The 19,080-nt window shown below is 32.0% G+C and carries 23 protein-coding genes; 17 read left to right on the top strand and 6 right to left on the bottom strand.

What is annotated here, in order from left to right; genetic code table 11:
- Positions 1 to 29 precede the first annotated feature (29 nt).
- The 7 genes from EYY60_RS17725 to EYY60_RS17695 all read left to right on the top strand — a co-directional run bounded on the left by EYY60_RS17725 (position 30) and on the right by EYY60_RS17695 (position 5,474).
- Positions 30 to 1,238 carry a BaiN/RdsA family NAD(P)/FAD-dependent oxidoreductase gene (locus tag EYY60_RS17725; protein ID WP_132990632.1) on the top strand — a complete coding sequence of 403 codons (1,209 nt, stop codon included), beginning with the start codon at positions 30 to 32 and terminating at the stop codon, positions 1,236 to 1,238.
- A gap of 6 nt (positions 1,239 to 1,244) precedes the next feature.
- A complete protein-coding gene (locus tag EYY60_RS17720) occupies positions 1,245 to 1,892 on the top strand; it encodes an HAD family hydrolase (protein WP_132990631.1) in 648 nt (215 codons plus the stop codon).
- 3 nt (positions 1,893 to 1,895) lie between these two features.
- On the top strand, positions 1,896 to 2,468 hold the full coding sequence (locus EYY60_RS17715; protein ID WP_132990630.1) for a Crp/Fnr family transcriptional regulator: 573 nt from the start codon (positions 1,896 to 1,898) through the stop codon (positions 2,466 to 2,468).
- Positions 2,469 to 2,529: 61 nt separating this feature from the next.
- Positions 2,530 to 3,198: an MBL fold metallo-hydrolase gene (locus EYY60_RS17710; RefSeq protein ID WP_132990629.1), complete on the top strand. Its 669-nt coding sequence runs from the start codon at positions 2,530 to 2,532 to the stop codon at positions 3,196 to 3,198.
- 81 nt (positions 3,199 to 3,279) lie between these two features.
- A complete protein-coding gene (locus EYY60_RS17705) occupies positions 3,280 to 3,996 on the top strand; it encodes a hypothetical protein (protein ID WP_132990628.1) in 717 nt (238 codons plus the stop codon).
- 10 nt (positions 3,997 to 4,006) lie between these two features.
- Complete coding sequence (locus EYY60_RS17700; RefSeq protein WP_132990627.1) at positions 4,007 to 4,756, top strand: hypothetical protein; 750 nt, start codon at positions 4,007 to 4,009, stop codon at positions 4,754 to 4,756.
- A 10-nt stretch (positions 4,757 to 4,766) separates the two neighbouring features.
- Complete coding sequence (locus EYY60_RS17695; RefSeq protein WP_132990626.1) at positions 4,767 to 5,474, top strand: hypothetical protein; 708 nt, start codon at positions 4,767 to 4,769, stop codon at positions 5,472 to 5,474.
- On the opposite strand, the gene EYY60_RS17690 is transcribed toward EYY60_RS17695, so the two are convergent.
- On the bottom strand, positions 5,458 to 6,375 hold the full coding sequence (locus EYY60_RS17690) for a tetratricopeptide repeat protein (protein WP_132990625.1): 918 nt from the start codon (positions 6,373 to 6,375) through the stop codon (positions 5,458 to 5,460). The genes EYY60_RS17695 and EYY60_RS17690 overlap by 17 nt on opposite strands.
- Positions 6,376 to 6,489: 114 nt before the next feature.
- On the bottom strand, positions 6,490 to 6,966 hold the full coding sequence (locus tag EYY60_RS17685; protein ID WP_132990624.1) for a TspO/MBR family protein: 477 nt from the start codon (positions 6,964 to 6,966) through the stop codon (positions 6,490 to 6,492).
- 142 nt (positions 6,967 to 7,108) lie between these two features.
- On the opposite strand from EYY60_RS17685, the gene EYY60_RS17680 reads away from it, so the two are divergent.
- The 7 genes from EYY60_RS17680 (at position 7,109) to EYY60_RS17650 (ending at position 12,740) form a co-directional block, all read left to right on the top strand.
- Positions 7,109 to 8,191, top strand: coding sequence for a diphosphomevalonate/mevalonate 3,5-bisphosphate decarboxylase family protein (locus EYY60_RS17680; protein WP_132990623.1), 1,083 nt, complete (start codon positions 7,109 to 7,111; stop codon positions 8,189 to 8,191).
- A 30-nt stretch (positions 8,192 to 8,221) separates the two neighbouring features.
- Complete coding sequence (locus EYY60_RS17675) at positions 8,222 to 8,440, top strand: hypothetical protein (protein ID WP_132990622.1); 219 nt, start codon at positions 8,222 to 8,224, stop codon at positions 8,438 to 8,440.
- Complete coding sequence (locus tag EYY60_RS17670) at positions 8,440 to 8,745, top strand: type II toxin-antitoxin system RelE/ParE family toxin (protein WP_132990621.1); 306 nt, start codon at positions 8,440 to 8,442, stop codon at positions 8,743 to 8,745. Before EYY60_RS17675 ends, EYY60_RS17670 begins: the two co-directional genes overlap by 1 nt.
- 3 nt (positions 8,746 to 8,748) lie before the next feature.
- Entirely contained in the window at positions 8,749 to 9,687 is a 939-nt protein-coding gene (locus tag EYY60_RS17665) for a mevalonate kinase family protein (RefSeq protein ID WP_132990620.1), read from the top strand.
- A gap of 72 nt (positions 9,688 to 9,759) precedes the next feature.
- On the top strand, positions 9,760 to 10,350 hold the full coding sequence (locus EYY60_RS17660; protein ID WP_026726889.1) for a DUF502 domain-containing protein: 591 nt from the start codon (positions 9,760 to 9,762) through the stop codon (positions 10,348 to 10,350).
- Between the two features lie 62 nt (positions 10,351 to 10,412).
- Positions 10,413 to 11,369: a geranylgeranylglycerol-phosphate geranylgeranyltransferase gene (locus EYY60_RS17655; RefSeq protein WP_026726890.1), complete on the top strand. Its 957-nt coding sequence runs from the start codon at positions 10,413 to 10,415 to the stop codon at positions 11,367 to 11,369.
- A gap of 462 nt (positions 11,370 to 11,831) precedes the next feature.
- The gene (locus EYY60_RS17650; RefSeq protein WP_132990619.1) at positions 11,832 to 12,740 is read left to right on the top strand and encodes a pseudouridine synthase; all 909 of its coding nucleotides are present in this window, start codon (positions 11,832 to 11,834) and stop codon (positions 12,738 to 12,740) included.
- Between the two features lie 62 nt (positions 12,741 to 12,802).
- Here EYY60_RS17650 and EYY60_RS17645 read toward each other — a convergent pair whose 3' ends face one another.
- Both EYY60_RS17645 and EYY60_RS17640 read right to left on the bottom strand, forming a co-directional pair.
- Positions 12,803 to 13,405 (bottom strand): DUF937 domain-containing protein, encoded by a 603-nt coding sequence (locus tag EYY60_RS17645; RefSeq protein WP_132990618.1) that lies wholly within the window; start codon positions 13,403 to 13,405, stop codon positions 12,803 to 12,805.
- Positions 13,406 to 13,687: 282 nt separating this feature from the next.
- The gene (locus EYY60_RS17640) at positions 13,688 to 14,188 is read right to left on the bottom strand and encodes a DUF456 domain-containing protein (RefSeq protein WP_132990617.1); all 501 of its coding nucleotides are present in this window, start codon (positions 14,186 to 14,188) and stop codon (positions 13,688 to 13,690) included.
- A gap of 46 nt (positions 14,189 to 14,234) precedes the next feature.
- Between EYY60_RS17640 and EYY60_RS17635 the strand changes: the two genes are divergently transcribed.
- The gene (locus EYY60_RS17635) at positions 14,235 to 14,618 is read left to right on the top strand and encodes a hypothetical protein (protein ID WP_026726894.1); all 384 of its coding nucleotides are present in this window, start codon (positions 14,235 to 14,237) and stop codon (positions 14,616 to 14,618) included.
- A gap of 49 nt (positions 14,619 to 14,667) precedes the next feature.
- On the top strand, positions 14,668 to 15,153 hold the full coding sequence (locus EYY60_RS17630) for a hypothetical protein (RefSeq protein WP_132990616.1): 486 nt from the start codon (positions 14,668 to 14,670) through the stop codon (positions 15,151 to 15,153).
- Between the two features lie 12 nt (positions 15,154 to 15,165).
- Here EYY60_RS17630 and EYY60_RS17625 read toward each other — a convergent pair whose 3' ends face one another.
- Positions 15,166 to 16,269, bottom strand: a complete 1,104-nt coding sequence (locus EYY60_RS17625) for a glycosyltransferase family 2 protein (protein ID WP_132990615.1) — start codon at positions 16,267 to 16,269, stop codon at positions 15,166 to 15,168.
- Complete coding sequence (locus tag EYY60_RS17620) at positions 16,266 to 17,210, bottom strand: lysylphosphatidylglycerol synthase transmembrane domain-containing protein (RefSeq protein ID WP_132990614.1); 945 nt, start codon at positions 17,208 to 17,210, stop codon at positions 16,266 to 16,268. Before EYY60_RS17620 ends, EYY60_RS17625 begins: the two co-directional genes overlap by 4 nt.
- A gap of 185 nt (positions 17,211 to 17,395) precedes the next feature.
- On the opposite strand from EYY60_RS17620, the gene EYY60_RS17615 reads away from it, so the two are divergent.
- Positions 17,396 to 19,078: a WG repeat-containing protein gene (locus EYY60_RS17615; protein WP_132990613.1), complete on the top strand. Its 1,683-nt coding sequence runs from the start codon at positions 17,396 to 17,398 to the stop codon at positions 19,076 to 19,078.
- Positions 19,079 to 19,080 lie beyond the last annotated feature (2 nt).

Below are 19,080 nucleotides of genomic sequence, written 5' to 3'. Positions count from 1 at the left end.
TTCGTGTAACTAGTGGCAACCAAAAAAAAATGATCAAAAATTTCGATATAATTATCGTTGGCGGAGGCGCTGCAGGTTTTTTTACCGCAATTAACATTGCAGAGAAAAATCCGAAACTGAAAATCGCCATTTTAGAAAGAGGAAAAGAAGTGCTTTCTAAAGTTCGTGTTTCTGGAGGCGGACGATGCAACGTAACGCACGCTTGTTTTGAACCAAACGAATTAGTAAAGTTTTATCCACGTGGCGAAAAAGAACTTCGCGGGCCATTTCACCAATTTTGTTCGGGCGATACAATTGAATGGTTCGAGAAACATGGCGTAGAACTAAAAATTGAAGAGGACGGAAGAATGTTTCCAGTTTCAAACTCTTCACAAACTATTATCGATTGCTTCTTAAAAGCAACTGAAAAATTAGGTATAAAAGTATTGACAGGACAAAGTGTACAATCGATTTTCAAAAAAGAAAATCATTGGAAAATTGATACGCAAACGGATAATTATGCTGCCGAAAAATTAGTAATGGCAACGGGAAGTAATCCCAAAATCTGGGAAATGCTTCAGGAACAAGGTCACGCAATTGTAAGCCCCGTTCCTTCCCTATTTACTTTTAATATTAAAGATTCCAGAATTAAAGAATTGCCTGGTGTTGCTGCGCAAGTTACCGTAAATGTAAAAGATACTAAACTAGAATCTACAGGGCCTTTATTAATTACGCATTGGGGAATGAGCGGACCAGCAATCTTAAAACTTTCGGCTTGGGGCGCACGCATTCTACACGACAAAAATTATCAATTTACCATTTTTGTGAATTGGTTAAATGACGTTGATTTTGAAGACGCCGAAAAAATACTGAAAGACTTAAAACAAGAACACGCTAAAAAAGCAGTTTCTAAAAAATCTCCTTTTGATTTTCCGAATCGTTTATGGGAAAGTTTAGTTTTGGCTTCAGGAATTGATTCGGAAACAAAATGGGCTGATTTATCGAAAATTCAATTGCAAAATCTGACTTCACAACTAACAAAAGCCGAATTTAAAGTCAACGGAAAAAGTACTTTCAAGGAAGAATTTGTAACTGCGGGCGGAATCGATTTAAAAGAGATCAACTTCAAAACCATGGAAAGCAAAATTCACGAAAACCTTTATTTTGCTGGCGAAATTGTAAATATCGACGCTATTACAGGCGGATTTAATTTTCAGAATGCCTGGACAAGCGGGTTCATTCTGGCTCAAAATATTTAATATAAAATGAAATTTAAAGGAATTATTTTTGATTTAGACGGAACGCTAGTAGATTCATTACATGACATTTCAGATGCGATGAACAAAGTGCTTACCGCTCTAAGTTACCCAACACATGATTACGACACTTACCAATATTTTATCGGAAGTGGTTTACGAAATTTGGTAAGCAAAGCATTACCAGCCACAAACAATTCTGATGATGAAATCGAAAGTTGTTTTGAATGTATGGTTGAAGAATATACTAAAATCTGTACACTGAAAACAAAACCTTATGACGGAATTGTGGAGCTGTTAGAAAAACTCACTTCACAAAACATCAAAATGGCTGTTTTCTCCAACAAAGCAGATGAATTGACGAAGAAAATAGCATCAGAAATATTTCCAAAACAATTTGACACAGCGGTTGGTTTAAGTACAGAAGAACTTAAAAAACCAAATCCGTTTGAGGCGATTGAAATTAGTAAAAAATGGAATTTAAAGCCAGAAGAAATCCTTTTTGTAGGCGATTCTGATATTGATATGAAAACGGCAGTAAATGCTAATATGTTTCCTGTTGGCGTTTCGTGGGGTTACAGAACAGAAGAAGAATTGAAAGCCAGCGGTGCAAAAACGGTTATTAATACTGCTTCGGAACTGATTGCTATTTTATAAATCATGAATCCTTCTTTAAAAAAACAAATACAATCAATCGCTTCGTTTTCTGAAAATGAAATCGAAAGGATCGATTCTTGTTTTGAATATGAAAAGTTTAATGCTAGAGAATACCTTTCGTCGATGGGAAAAATCAGCAACAAGATTTTCTTTATTGTCGAAGGTCTTGCTCGTGTTTATTATTTAAAAGACGGAAAAGAAATTACCACTTATTTAAGCTGTGATGAAGGTTTTATTGCTTCGTATTCCAGTTTTATAAATCAATCGGTTTCTTTTGAAAATATTCAATGTATTGAAGATTGCGAAGTCCTTTCGATTACTTTCGAAAAAATGCAGTTTTTGTATAACGAAATTCCAAATTGGGAACGTGTTGGAAGAATTTTAGCAGAGCAAAATTATCTCTGCATGGCCGACAGAGTTTTAAAACTACAAATGATTCCAGCCAAAGAAAAATACCAGACTTTTTTAACTTCGGCTCCAGCCAAAATAATGCAGCGAACTCCTTTAATTTATATCGCTTCTTTTCTCGGAATTACGCCAGAATCATTGAGCAGAATCCGTCAGGATATTTCTTAACATTTATCAAGTGAGTTGAAAAACGGAATTCGAATCTTTGTCAAAATAAAATTTAAAAAAGATGAAGAATATCGCCAAAGACGTTTACCAGATTCCTTTGTTTCCAAGAAATGCCATTAATTGTTATGTAATTGAAGATGTTTTAATTGATGCAGGAATTCGAAATTCTGCAAATACAATTTTAAAAGCCTTAAACGACAAAGCAATAACAAAGCACGCTTTAACTCACGCACACGCCGATCATCAGGGAAGCAGTAAAGTGATCTGCGAAACTTTGAACATTCCGCTTTTATGCAGTGAACCTGAAAAAGAATTTGCCGAAAACGGAAATGTAATCACAGAATACCCAAATCCAAATCATTTTATTTCAAAATTTCAGAAGAACTTTTGGGCAGGAAAAGGACATCCAGTTTCTCAAATCTTAAAAGAAGGCGATCAAATTGGTGGATTTACGGTTATCGAAACTCCAGGACATTCAAGAGGTCATATATCTTTTTTCAGAGAAAAAGATGGCGTTTTAATTGTTGGCGATGTGATGACGAATATGAATTTGCTCACAACAAAAGTCGGATTAAACGAACCACCTCATTTATTCACTGCTAATAAAGAAACAAACAGAAAATCCATTCAAAAACTAGCTTTTCTAAAACCAAAAATACTGTGTTTTGGTCACGGACCTGCTTTAATCAATAATGGTGAACTGGAAAAATTTGTTCAAAGCATGAAATAGATTATTAACAAGAATTTACAGATTCTGTAAGTTTTCGTTAAGACTATTCTAATAATTTTACTCTCAACTAATTAATCCTATATGAGAGTAAAATTACTTACCACAATTTCTATTTTCACTTATCAGCTCAGCGTTTCTCAAACGGAAAAAGTATTGAACGGGAAAGTTCTTTCTCAAAATATTCCTCTTAATAAAGTCGAAGTAATTAATAAAACCACTAAAACGAGTACACGTACAAACGAACTCGGAGAATTCTCTATTTTGGTTCGGCCAAAAGACAGTTTGCTTTTTTTCTCTAAAGATTATTATTTCAAAAGATTAAAAGTTTGGCAGGAAACTATTGATCAAAATAACCTTACTGTCAACATGGTTTTAAAGCCTGAAGAACTTGACGAAGTGGTTGTTACCAAAATTACATTTCCGAAAGTTGGTCCCGCTGATGAAAATTCAATTATCGTACCTAAACCACCACTATCTACAGGCATTTACGACGGAACGATTGCAAATGGAGCAGATTTAATGGCGATTTTCAGTCTGTTTCGAAAAAAGCATAAAAAGACTCAAGAAAAATTCAATGAATTAGATTTTAAAAAACTAGCTGAAGCAACAGTTCCATTAGATTTCTTCACAAATGATTTAAAACTAAAACCCGAAGACAGAGAATTGTTTCTACAATTTTGCGATGCCGATCCTAAGGCAGAAATTCTTGTCAAACAGAAAAATCTACTTTACACCATGGATTTTTTGCACACTAAAAACAAAGAGTTTCAAAAATTAAATGCTGAAAGCAAAAACTAAAAACCATTAAATGAAAGTAAAATTACTTACCACAATTTCTTTTTTCACTTACCAAATTTCTATTTCGCAAACAGAAAAACTGCTTCAGGGAAAAGTCACTTCAAATAATATTCCGCTTAATAAAGTCGAAGTAATAAATAAAACGGCTAAAACGAGTACGACAACAAATGCTTTGGGAGAATTTTCGATTCTGGCAAAAGCGCAGGACAGTTTGATTTTTTTTGCGAAAGATCACCTATTTACACGATTGAAAATTACTGCTAAAGAAATCGGAACCAATAATCTTATCGTAAATATGATACCGAAAGCAGAAGAATTAGATGAAGTAATTATTCCAAATTTAACATCACAAAAAGTTTTTCTAACCAAAGAAGATATAACGCAAATAAAGCTAAACGATCATAAATCAAGACCAGGATTAAAAATTGAAGGTTTTAACGAGGTAAAGGGAAGCCCGTTAGACATTGATTTTATTTACTTGGGAAAACAAATTTACAACCTATTAAAAAAAGACGAAGAGACTAAAAAAGAGACTCCAAAAATTGATTTTAGAAAATTAATTGCAACAACTTGTCCTCCCGATTTCTTTACCAAAGATTTAAAATTAAATTCTGAAGAAAAAGAGCTTTTTCTCCAATTCTGCGATGCCGATCCCAATTCCCAATCGCTTTTAGAACATCCGAATGTTTTGTCGACTATGGATTTTTTATATGCTAAAAATGAAGAATTTAAAAAATTAAATTCAGGAATTAAAAACTAAAAGCCATTAAATGAAAGTAAAATTACTTACCACAATTTCTTTTTTCACCTATCAACTCAGCATTTCTCAAACGGAAAAATTATTAAAAGGAAAAGTTCTTTCGCAGCATACACCACTTCATAAAGTAGAAGTCATTAATAAAACAGCTCACACCAGCACAAGAACAAATGAGTTGGGAGAATTTTCAATTTTGGTAAAAGTGCAAGACAGTCTTATTTTTTTCTATAAAGATTCTTTTTTCTCAAGGTTGAAAATTTCTCAAGAAAACATCAATCAAAATAATCTGATTGTAAATAAAGTTCTGAAACCTGAAGAATTGAAGGAAGTTGTCATAACTAAGGTCGAATTTGATAAAGTTAAGGTTGATGCTGATGCTGTTGCAGATGTATTAATTAGTAAAAATGCCAAAGATTTATCATGGAATACAGGAGTTAGTGATAATACAATCAGAGAAGCTCTTCGAGTTTCATTCCCTTTAAAAGGTAAGCCGAAGAAAAAAACTGAACTTGATGATGATCGTTTTAAGAAACTGATAACGGCTTATTGCCCACCTGATTTTTTCCTCAAAGATCTAAAACTAAAACCCGAAGAAAAAGAACTTTTTATTGATTTTTGCGACTCAGATCTGAAATCAAAAACACTTCTGGAGAACCCAAATGTTTTGGCTATTATGGATTTTCTTTATTCTAAAAATGAAGAGTTTAAGAAACTGAAGTAGTTTTTTTTAATCTTTTCCATTTTCTAAAAAAGACAATAAAAACAATTAATAATATAACAGCAATTATTGATATGATTATTAAACTTATCTCTATTTGAGAAACATAATTTAAATCAATTGATTTGTTATTTTCTCTTAGGGCTTTAATTTGCCTGTTATAACTCCTGCTTTTCTGAAGATCATATGCATAGTCACTTACAGCAGTGTTGATCATTCTCGAAATGAGAAGATCGTCTTCATAGCCATATACTCTCGCAAGTTTAAAAACTAGAACAGCGTTTTTGTATTCTCCTTTAAGCGCCACCAGATTTCCTAGCTCGAAAAGTAAAATTGAAATGATTTTATCTTTTGGTTCAATAAATGACATTCTCTCATTTACTTGAAAATAGACCTCTTTTGCTAATTTGTCAACTTCTTCGTTTGATAACTTCGTTTGAGGCACAGCTATATTTCCAAAACTTGTATTAATTAAAAACTCACCAGATACATCTTTTAAATTTTTAATTTTTGCTTCTAATATTTTTAAATGAAGCCATTCAGAACCATTATGAGATTTAGGATTGATTTCAATAGATTTTTTAATCCAAGTATACGCCTTTTTATTGTCACCCATCAATTCATAAAGCGTTCCAAGATTAGAAGCTGTTGAATATCTATTAGGATTTGTTTTTTCAATGTTCAAATACAAATTTAAAGCTTCAACATATTTTTTTTGAACGATTAAAAGATATCCTTTATCAGATAAATAATCTATATCTCTTGTTTTATTATATGCACTGTCAAGTTCTTTTATAATTCTAGGATAATCGCGAGTAAAAAAATTATGCCCATGAGGAACCAGTCCTCTGTAATCAATATAAGCATAAGCTCCATTTTTAAGAATCTTGGTTTCGCCATTCAAACAAGCAAAACTTTTAAACGAAGTTAAAACCAAAACAACTAGAAAAAACTTAAATCTATTCATAAAGTAAACGCATTGATTAAACATGAAACAAAGAAAACCTGAAACAAAACTTTACTTATTCAACCACCAAATACTAGCATTTAAAACTGTCGCAAAAGCAACCCAAGCCAAATACGGAATCAATAAATAACCAGCAGTTTTATTGATTTTAATGAACTTCAAATACGTTTCATAAATCATCAACCATAACAGGATAATTTCAATTAAAGCCAACATCGGATTTTTTAGTCCGAAGAATATGTAAGACCAAATTGAATTTAAAATCAATTGAATAATGAAAAAAAGCAATGCTTTCTTTACTTCTTCCGCATTTTCTTTTATTCTATCCCAAACTAATGCTGCCGCAACCGCCATTAAAATGTAAAGTATTGTCCAAACTGGCATGAAAATCCAGTTTGGCGGATTAAAAATTGGTTTTTCCAGTGTTACATACCAAGTCTCAATACTCGGTTTTGTAACCACTCCTGCAGAATATCCAACAGAAAGACAAACAATTAAAGCTATAACGATTTTTACAATCTTATTCATTTCATCAAATTTTGTATTCAAAAATAGTTAAAAGAAATTTGGAAACCATATAAGTAATATAAGTTCATTTTAGCAAATACTCTTATAATTTCTTATATAACTTATATGGTGAAAAACCTATCTTTGCCAAAATTTATAATTCATGTTTACAGCAGCTGATTTTATTCCAAATACATATACTTCAACGGTCGAAAATGGAAATTTTGAATGGAGTGCTCCCAGCAATATTGCATTAGTGAAATATTGGGGGAAAAAAGACAATCAGATTCCGGCAAATCCTTCGGTTAGTTTTACTTTGAATAATTGCAAAACGATTACGAAATTAGGATTTGAAAAAAGAGCAAGCCAAAATTCTTTTTCTTTTGATTTACTTTTTGAAGGAAAACCAAAAGAAGATTTCAAACCAAAGATTCAGAAGTTTTTGGAACGAGTTGAAGTTTATTTGCCATTTTTAAAAGACTATCATTTTACGATTGATACCCAAAATACATTCCCGCATAGTTCAGGAATTGCTTCTTCGGCTTCTGGAATGGCGGCTTTGGCAATGAATTTTATGAGTTTGGAGAAACTGCTAAATCCAGAAATGACTGAGGATTATTTTTACCAAAAAGCTTCATTTTTGGCTCGTTTAGGTTCAGGAAGCGCTTGTAGAAGTGTAAAAGGCGAAGTCGTAGTTTGGGGAAATCAAGCCAATATTAAAGGAAGTACCGATTTATTTGGTGTTGAATTTCCGTACACGATTCATGAAAATTTCAAAAATTATCAAGACACCATTTTATTAGTTGATAAAGGCGAGAAACAAGTTTCAAGCACTGTTGGACACGATTTAATGCACAATCATCCTTATGCAGAAAGACGTTTTGCGCAAGCGCATGAAAATCTGGATAAATTAATTTCCATTTTTGAGAGTGGAGATTTAGAAGAATTCATCAAAGTTGTAGAAAGTGAAGCATTGACTTTACATGCTATGATGATGACATCAATGCCTTATTTTATTTTGATGAAGCCAAATACGCTGCAAATCATTAATGCGATTTGGAAATTTAGAGCTGAAACTCAAATTCCTGTATGTTTTACACTTGATGCCGGAGCAAATGTTCATGTGCTTTATCCCGAAAACGTTAGCGAAAAAGTATTACAATTTATTCAGGACGAATTAGTTGTATTTTGTCAGAATAGTCAATACATTTGCGACAAAATTGGAAGCGGCGCTATTGCATTATAATTTTCCGTATCTTTAATTAAAATTTTGATTATGGACATTCAATTAGAAAAACGCGAAGCAATGGAAATGTTGAAAGAAACAGATGATCCGTCAATCATTAAGGCAGTTGCAAAATTGTTGAGAAAAAATAAAAAAGATTGGTGGGATGATTTGACAGATCAGCAAAAAGAGGACATAGCTCAAAGTGAATTAGAATTCGAAAGAGGAGAATTTACAAGTTATGAGGAGGTGATGAAAAAATACAGATAGTGGATATTAAAGTAAGTTTTTCAAAAACAGCAGAGAAAAATTTAGATTCAGTTTTAAAGTTCATTGAAGCAAGATGGTCAGAAAAATCAAAAAAGATCTTTATTATCAAATTTGAAAAAGCAATTTCAATAATGGTAATGAATCCAGAGATTTTCCCAAAATCATCTATAAACAAAAAATATCGAAAATGTGTTGTAACAAAACAATCAAGCCTATTATATAGTTTTAGCGCAAATGAAATCAGAATTCATAATGTTTTCGATACCAGACAAAACCCAAATAAAATTAAGAAAGACATAAAATAAATCATGAAAGGACCATTATTTTATTCAAAAATATTACTTTTTGGAGAGTACGGAATTATCCGCGATTCAAAAGGGCTGGCTATTCCTTATAACTTTTACAACGGCGCTTTAAAAAAATCTGAAGAGCCTTCAGATGAAGCTATTGCGTCAAATAAAAGTTTAAGAAGTTTTGCTTCCTATCTTGAAGTGCTACAGACACAGCAGCCAGAATTGGTTACTTTTGATTTAGAAAATCTTAAAAACGATGTCGAAACCGGAATGTATTTCGATTCTAGTATACCTCAAGGATACGGCGTTGGAAGCAGCGGTGCACTTGTAGCGGCTATTTATGATAAATATGCAGCTAACAAAATCACGGTTTTAGAGAATCTAACACGAGAAAAACTACTTCAGTTAAAAAATATATTCTCTCAAATGGAGAGCTTTTTCCACGGAAAAAGTTCTGGTTTAGATCCGCTGAACAGCTATTTGAGCATTCCGATTTTAATTAATTCTAAAGACAATATTCAGACAACTGGCATTCCGACTCAAACTGTTGACGGAAAAGGTGCTGTGTTTTTATTAGATTCTGGAATTGTTGGCGAAACTGCTCCTATGATCAGTATTTTTATGGAAAGCCTAAAAGACAAAGGTTTCCGCGCAATGCTTAAAAATCAATTCGTAAAATATACTGACATCTGTATCGATAACTTCCTGCATGGCGACATGAAGTCTTTGATTGGCAATACTAAAAAACTTTCTAAAGTGGTGTTGAATAATTTCAAACCAATGATTCCTGAACAATTTCACGGAATTTGGCAACACGGAATTGACACAAACGATTATTACTTAAAACTTTGCGGCTCTGGCGGTGGCGGTTATATTCTTGGTTTTACCGAAGATTTAGAACGCGCAAAAGCATCTTTGAAAGACTACAAATTAGAAGTCGTTTACCAGTTTTAAGTTTTAACCTCTTAAAATATTGTAATTTATTGAATACCATTTTCTAACATTTAATCCTAAAAATTATTGCCTATGAAAAGTATTTTAAAGATTATCAAAGCAACATTTTTAGGAGGACTTATATTTTTAGTGCCTTTAGTGGTTTTGATAATTGTTTTAGAAAAAGGATACGGCATTATTCAAAAAACGACACTTCCACTGGTAAACAACTTGCCAAGAATTAGTGTTTTAGGACTTGCACTTCAGGAATTTATTGGAATACTGCTTATAATTCTTATTTGTTTGGTGGCAGGCTTAATAGCAAAAACCGCCAATGCAAAAAAACTGGTAGAAAAATTAGAAGACGGCATTTTGAGTTTTGTTCCTGGTTATTCGTTCATGAAAAACATGAATGAAAACATTCTGGGAATTGAATCTAAAGATGACTTAAAAGTAATTTTGGTACCTACAGATGCCGGATTGCAATTTGCTTTTTTGATTGAGCAAATCAGTGAAGATAAATTTACAGTCTTTATTCCAGATGCACCAAATCCTTGGAGCGGATCAGTTGTTTTTGTAGAAAAAAAAGACATTCAGGATATTGATATTACCCAAAAACAAGCTTTGGCCTGTATTCGAAAATTAGGTTACGGTTCTAAAGAATTGTTAAAAAACAAGCTTTAAAATATAGAATAAAAAAATATATTCTAACTTCCCTAAATCTAATCCATCACACTTTATAATTTATGTTAAGCAGACAGCACAAACTTGTAGTAATGAAAATTGTCAGTTTGTTTTCTGTAGTACGCGGTTATAATATCCCGATTATTGTTATTGCACAATATCTCTCTGCAATATTTATTTTGGCTCCAGAGAAAAGAGCGCTTGACATTATCTTGGATTTTTATTTGTTTCTGATTGTTTTTGCCTCAGCAATTACGATCGCTTCAGGTTATATCATCAACAATTTTTATGACAGCCAAAAAGATTTAATCAATAGGCCGAACAAATCGATGCTGGATCGTTTGGTAAGTCAGAAAACTAAATTATCGGTTTATTTCAGCTTGAATTTTTTAGCGGTTTTAATGGCTTCAATTGTTTCTTGGCGTGCATTTTTATTCTTTTCTGCTTATATTTTCCTAATTTGGTTTTACTCTCATAAAATTAAAAAATATCCTATCATTGGTAATTTAATGGCGGCTTTTATGGCTGTAATTCCGTTTTTTGCCATTTTGCTTTATTTCTACAATAAGATTTCATTTGAAGAAATTGAGGATCATATGAGTCATTTTATGGTAATTTCGGCGCATGCGGTTTTCTTGTTTTTATTGCTTTTGATTCGCGAAATGATAAAAGATTTAGAAAATCTGAAAGGCGATTTGGCAAATGATTACAGAACGATTCCGATACTTTATAGCGAAAAGGTTTCAAAGCAAATTATTACCGTTTTGACTTTTTTAACCATTATTCCGGTTTATATTTTAGTCAACATTTATGATGTTGGCTATATGGACATTTACTTTTATGTTTGTTTTGGAATATTACTTTTTTTCCTGATTTTTCTTTGGAAATCGAATTCAAAAGAGCAATTTTTAATGCTTCACAATGTTTTGAAGTTCTTGATTGTTTCTGGCGTTTTCTGCATTGTTTTGATTAATCCGAGTGTTTTATGGCACGGTCGCGAATTGATTTCTAATTACTAGTTTCGTTCCGGAGAGATTCACGAAGACTTTCTCTAAGATTTATAAAGTTTTTCAGGCATTGTACTAACTTTATATAGCAATCCTATTTATTTGTCTCACGCAGATTTGGCAGATTTAGCAAATTTTTTCTTAGCGCATCTTTGTGTAAACTTTGCGAGTCTTTGTGAAACAATATGCGCTCTCCATGTTTAAAAGAAGCCAATTGCTTGATTTTAGCCCCGATTACCTCACTTAACATTTATTTACATAGGAGTTCAGTGAACTTCGTTTGAAGTGGAAATCTTTTTATTTTTTTTCTTTAAAAAAATAAAAAATTGGGAACGGAAAGCGGGAAACCATGTTTAAAAAAATACCAAATGTATTGCTTCTGAACATTTTAAAATAAAAGGCTATTAATCTAAGAACATTGAACTTAAGATTTATTGGCAGGAAAAAACTATCTTTGCACAAATTAATGACTTTATGAACAACAAGGAAGGCAATAATAGAAGAGGCGGATCGAGACCAAATAGCTCAAGACCAAACTCTAGCAAGCCAAAACCTCCTATGGCAAAACGCGCTCAAGGGCCGAAAAAAGTGAAACCTGAAGTTAAAGCTGCTCAGGAAGCTGCTGCTGAAAAATTCAGAAAACAAAACACACCAGCTAAGAGACAAAAAGCTTCAGATGAAATTCGTTTGAACAAATACATTTCAAATTCTGGAGTGTGTTCACGTCGTGATGCCGATATTTATATTCAGTCTGGAAACGTAAAAGTGAATGGCGTTCCAGTTACTGAAATGGGATATTTAGTAAAAATCAATGATGTTGTAAACTTTGATGGCGTTGTTTTGACTCCAGAAAAGAAAGAATATATTTTGCTGAACAAACCGAAAAACTTTACTACTGCGCTTGATGAAGGTCAGGAATATCGCAATGTATTGGAACTTGTTCGTGGTTCTACAAATTCGAAAATTGCTCCTATAGGACGAATGGACAAGAATACAACAGGATTGCTTTTGTTTACGAATGATACTGATATGATTCGAAAATTTTCTTTGCCGAATCAAAAATCATCAAAAATTTATCAGGTTTCTTTAGACAAAAACTTGAAGTTTGAAGATTTGGAAAAAATCAGCAAAGGTTTAGTTCTTGAAGAACACCGTGTTTCTGTTGAGGAAATCAGTTATATCGAAAAAGAAGCAAAAAGCGAAGTTGGCCTTAAATTACGCACATCAAACGTTAAGGTTGTTCGTTCTATTTTTGAAAGTTTTGACTACAATGTTTTGCGAATTGACCGCGTTTCTTTTGCTGGTTTAACCAAAAAGAATCTGCCTAGAGGAAACTGGCGTTTTCTGACAGACCAAGAAATTATCAATTTGAAAAACTCTTAAGTTTTTCAAATTAGATTAAATATCAAATCCTGTTTTGCTTTTGTAAGACGGGATTTTTTTATTTAGAAACTGAAAAAGTTATGTCCAAAAAGTGTGAAGATTGATCTTCCAATGTTCTGGTTCTTGTCTTCAACTGTTTCGTAATTTGAAAATCCTAAAATGATTTTGATTCCGGGTTGAATGCTGTTAAGGATTTCTCTTTTTTGTTCTTCCAATAAAAGCTTTAAGCTATCTAATAATTGGATATTATTTTTAAGATAAGAGACTACAAGAAGTGCTGAAAAATTAAGTATTTCGCGGGCAGTTTCACTTTTGATTCCGACTTCGTTTGAAATCATTTCAGAAATTCTTCCTTTTTTATTGGTGAAGATTTCTTTTAAAATTGGGTTTCCTTCGATACGGTAACAATCATCGACTGATAAAATTCGGCCTGAAGCAAAATCGACTTCCTGATAAAAGGTTGAATCGTCTTCAATCAACGAGATGACTTCCTTATAAAAGCCTGATTCTTCGGCTTTGTTATAAAGGCCCATTAAAATTGTGCCTATTGAAACATCAATTCCCTTGATTAAAAGTGCATCGTTTTCAAAATAAAACTTGTTTAGCTTAGAAACAACATTAGAAGAAATAAAACGTCTAAGTTCAATTTGTAGGTTTGGGGTCATACTCATAACTTATAAAATAATTATTTATAACTGTTAAAAATAATCGATAAAGTGAGGCTTTTTATCGTTTATCAGGATAAAAATATAAAATATTTTAACATTTCCAAAAAATAAGTTAAGAATATACATACCCGATTAACAGGTTATTAACACAAATTGCTGTTGGGATCAGTAAACATAATACTTTCGTTATCAACAATAAAATGATTTTTTTTTATAAATTTTTAAATATTTTTAAAAAACGCACAAAAAATAAGAAAAATCCTAAGTACTTTTACACAATTAAAATAATATGTTTCGATATTCCCATGTTACACGCAGAAAAATTCCAAGAAAAATAACACAAAACATAAAGTTGATAAAACTTGAAGCGAGAAACCCAAGCAGTGATCCTGTGGCTGCCTTTAAGGCTCTTTGATGGTTTTTTGAATCGTAAATAAGCTCGCCAATAAATGCTCCGACAAATGGCCCAATAATAACCCCAAAAGGTATTGGAGCCAAAATGCCAATCACTAAGCCAATATTTGTTCCCCAAACGCCATAAGAACTTCCGCCAAATTTTTTAGTTCCTTTTGCAGGAATTATATACTCAAGAATCGTAATGAAAATTGTAATCAATAAAGTAATTCCCAAAACCCAATAATTGTTTTCGACAGCCTTTGTGAGATATAAAAGCAATAACCCAACCCAGCAACTTGACAAACCAGGCAAAACAGGCAAGAAACTGCCAAAAATACCGATAATCATACAGATAAAACCGAGCAACAACAATACTAAATCCATATATTTTTTGTAAATTGTATTTGCAAATCCTTAGAAAAAACTAGCTATGCCAAAATTTTTGAAAACATTTGCGTGCCTCTTTTTGATGCTTTCGATCAATTCGAATTTACATGCTCAAACTCAAAAACTTTCTTTAGACGATCTTTTATTGCAAGACAGCATTTATAAAAGTAATAAGAAAAAAGTATTAAATTTTTCTCTAAAAGAATTTGATACGCTTTTTCTTGAGTTTTTTAACCGCAAACAAGATCCAAATATTGTTCTGACAAAAACAGAATTTTATACTTATACCGTTCAGATCGCAACATTTTCAGACCGGCTTGCGTCTTTATATCCTGACCAAAAGGAAGTTGCGGCACAAAACAAACAACAATGGCTCTCAGAAAGCTATGAAGATTATTTAGAATACAAAGGTTCGCAAAAAAAATAATCGTATTTTTATACCACAAAAGCACTTTATTCAACTCAACCTCAAAATCTTGAAGCAGTTTTTCATTTTTTTAGCTTTCCTACTTTTGAACTCTTGTCAATATTTTGAGAAGAAGGTTCCGTCTGAAAAAGAATTACTTCAAAAGGAACTAAAAGCCATCAATTGGAAAGAAGTTGATGAATATCCGAGCCTTCCCGAATGCGAGGCAATTTCTGATGAGAAACAGCGTCAAAAATGTTTTTTTGATTTAATGACGCAGCTTGCGCAACAAAAATTAGAAATCGACAGTCTTTCTATTTTATATCCAGAACTCGACACGATTTCGGTAAAAGTGACTGTTTTTCCGAATGCAAAAATGAAGTTTGAACCACAGTTTCCTAAAGATTCTGTTGCTTATGACACCATCAAAGTTGACAGTGTTCTTCAGGCCCGTTTGGTTGATTTTCCAAAAGTAAGTCCCGCAATCAAACGCGGAATTCCAGTAAAAACACAATTTATTCTTCCTGTAATTTTAAAAGCAAAAGAGCAAAAATAGTTTGTTTAAGAGCTATTTCTTAAACTGACGGCCCTTCCATTCATAAGAACCAAACAAACTGTACAAAGCAACAGCCGAACTAAAAAACGGGTACAACAAACTACTCAGCAAAAGGCTTTTAATTCTGGTTTTTGTCAAAAATTGATTCGTTATCGAAAGCAATACAAAATCAATTGCAAACTTAGAAAAAGCAAAAATTACAAAAACTGGATAGGACCAAATTCCGAAAAGGAGAAAGAAAAATCCAATTACAAAACTAAAATTCCCAAAGAAAACAATCAAACCCAGAAACTTACCAAAAGTGCTTTTATAAGAACTTGTTTTTGCCGCCCAGCGCACCCTTTGATAAAATAATGATTTCCAGTTTTCGGTTGGTTTTGTGGTTACAATTGTTTCATCGGCTTTTAAATAATAAACTTTGTTAGGGAATTTTTCAATTGCTTTTTGGAGCAAAAAAACATCATCGCCACTGGCGATTTTATTATTTCCATCAAAGCCATTCAGTTTTTCAAACAGTGATTTAGTGTAAGCAAAATTGGCTCCATTGCACATAAATCCTTTGTTCAAACCAAAACTCCCAATGGTCGCCCCTTGCAAACTGGTCAAATCTAATTGCTGAAAATGATCTAAAAATGAATTTCCGCATTGATACGTCACAGCACCCGCCAACATTGAAACATTATTTTCCTGAATATAATTATCAAAGCTTAAAAGCCAGTTTTCAGGAACAATACAATCAGCATCGGTTGTAATTACCCAATCGGTTTTTACTTGATGCATTGCAGTTGTAATTGCATCTTTTTTTGGTGAAGATGAAATACGAACGTTCTCGATCATTGAAACTTGAAACCTGAAACCTGAAACTTGAAACTTTTCAATAGATGAATCATCTACCAGAATAACTTCAAATAAATTTTGTGGATAATTTAGGTTTGAAAAACTTTCTAAAAGTATTGGAAGATTTTCTTTTTCATTTCTAAAAGGAACAATTATCGTAAAACTCGTTTGTGGTTTTTTATCTGATTTTTGATGTTTTCTTATTCTGAAAAAACCATAAACAAGCAAACTGATGCTACAAACATAAATTGCTAATATGGCAAATAAAACAAAAATCATTCTGTTGTTTTGGTTTTAAAGTTAAGCACAAAATAGCTCCCCAAAACTACGGGAAGAACTACGTTTAAAAACCACATTAAAGTGCTTATGAAAATTACAATCCATTCGTTTACACCCAAAATTCCGAAGAAATATATTGCAACGCTTCCCTTTACAGCAAAATCTAAAAATTGAAAAGTTGGCAAAGATGAAGCCAAAAAGTAAACCGATGTAATTGCAGCCATTAAAGTTAAGTAAGGCAAATCGACATCAAAGCCTAAAAACAGAAAATAATATTGATGCGAGAAAACCAAATAACGACAGATTCCTAAAAAGATATTTTTCTGGTGAACCGATTTCGGAATTTCGTTGATTTTATGAATCAGTTTTTCAATTGAATAACCTTTGACTTTTATCTTTTTAATTGAAAACAAAATTATCAAAAGCAATACAAATCCGCCGAAAAGAATTAGAACTGTTTTAGTCGTAATCACATTGAATTGTGCATTAAAATATAACAGTCCAAAAATCCCAAAAATTATGGTCAGAATCATCTGGATTCCGTTGCAGATTAAGTTCAAGAAAACTACTCTTTTAGCTTCTGATTTCGGGTAATACAGCGCTTTTCCAGCATATTCTCCTACTCCATTTGGCGTAAAAATTCCAGCTGTCAACGCAGCCAAAACCTGTTTTGTAGATTCGTAAACCGAGATTTTATGAATAACTTGAACAAGATTTTGCCACTTCAAAATCTCGAAATAACGATTCAAAACACTCAAAAGCAAGATAAACGAAATCCCTAAAACCGACTGGTTTTTCTTGAACAAAACAATAAACTTCTGCCAGTCTAATTTGTCGTTGTTAGCCAGCTGATTGTAAATAAAATAAAATGCACCGCCAACAATTAAAAGTTTGGCCAGAAGAACTAGGAATTGCTTAGCTTTGTGAGGAATTGAAATCATGCCGCAAAAGTAATCAATTTCGAAATTAGGCAATGTGACAATTAGAAAATGTGATAATTTTCAAAAACTTGAAACTTTATACCATAAACTTGAAACAAAAACTTATCATATCATATTTCTTATTATTGTTGCTAATTGCTTGCAATAAAACCGAGAACACTTCTTCTAAATCTTATGTCAGAATTATGGGAGAAAACTCGTGGGGGTATAATGATGAAAATGGGAAAGTTATTATTCCAATCGGAAAATATAAATTCCTAAATCCAATAGATGAGAAAGGAATGATTTTCGCAGAAAAAGGAAACAAATATGGTTATATTGACATTCATGAAAATATAATTGTTCCATTTGAATATGATTATTTAACTCTCTTTTCTGAAGAATTAGCTTGTGTAAAAAAGAAAAATAAATTTGGTTTCATTAATAGAAAAGGAAAAATTGTAATTCCGATTCAATATGAAGAAGAAACATATTTTCAAAAAACAGGATTGGCCCTTGTAAAGAAAAATAATCTTTACGGTTTTATAAACAAAAGCGGAAAAGAGATAATTCCAATCCATTATCAAAATGCAAAAGAAGGCACTGCTGACAGTTTAGTCACTTTATACAAAAAGGGAAAATGGGCATTTTTTGATTCGTTTGGAAAGCAAAAGTCTGATTTTATTTATGACGAAATTGCCTTAACTGATATTACTATTAAAGGGAATGACGAAATTACATTTTGGAAAAATGGATTAATTTTAGCTCGAAAGAACAATCAAATTGCTTATTTGGATAAAAACTTAAAAGAAGTAGTTCCTTCTGGAAAATACAACACCGGCGAAAGATTCAATAAAAACAGAATTGCAATAGTTTCTAAAAATCATAAATACGGAATTATTGATGAATTTGGAAAAGAATGCGTCAAACCAGAATATGACACAATAGAACATCCCGAAGAATCTTACCATGAATCTGAAATTTTTGTTGCTAAAAAAGGCAATAATCTTGTTTTACTCGATGAACATGGGAAGAAAATTTACGACAAGATAAAAGACTTCTCTTTTGATTACTGTCGTTTAAATAAAAAAATTGAAAAAATCTATCACGTTCAGAATTTGAATGGAAAATACGGAGCGATCGACACAAAAGGAAAATTGATAATTCCTATTATTTACGATGAATTAGAAGAGTTTGCAAGTAATTACAATGCGATTGTAAAGTATAAAGGAAAATTTGGATTAATCGATTCTGATAACAAAACAACTTACCCAATTGAAAATGAATCCATCTATTCAGTTGACAGAAGAGATTTAGATTATTATGTTATAAAAAGAAACAACAAGTATGGGGTGATTGACAAAAATCTAAAACCAATTTTTAATTTTGTTTTTCAGGATTTATCTCCTTGTACTTATGATCAGAAAAATAGGTTTATCGCCAAACAAAATGATAAATACGGCGTTATAGATCGAGCAGGAAGAATTATCATTCCTTTTGAATACAGCGATATGTCAAATTGGGTTGAATATGGTCCAGGTGAAAATTATCATTTCGTAACAAAAAACAACAAACACGGTTTGATTACAAAAGAAGGAAAAACAGTTATTCCAATAATCTATGATAGTCTTTTTTATGATAGTGATAAAATAATTATTCTATCTAAAAATGGTAAATTCGGCATTGTAACGATTCAAAACAAACAAGTAATTCCTTTTGCCTATGAAAAAATTTATTTGGAGCCAAGTCTCTTTTCAAAGAAAAAAGAAACTGAATTTTATGTTTTGAATAATGGCAAATATTATATTGTGAATGATAAAAATGAAGTCCTAAAATCGAATATTTCGAAGGATAAAATAGAGAAAAAGTTCTCTTTCTATTATAATTAAAA

It is taken from the genome of Flavobacterium zhairuonense (assembly GCF_004352915.1).
Taxonomy (GTDB): Bacteria; Bacteroidota; Bacteroidia; order Flavobacteriales; family Flavobacteriaceae; genus Flavobacterium; species Flavobacterium zhairuonense.
The sequence above is the reverse complement of the archived record's forward strand: the minus strand, read 5'-3'. Positions and strand labels throughout refer to the sequence as shown.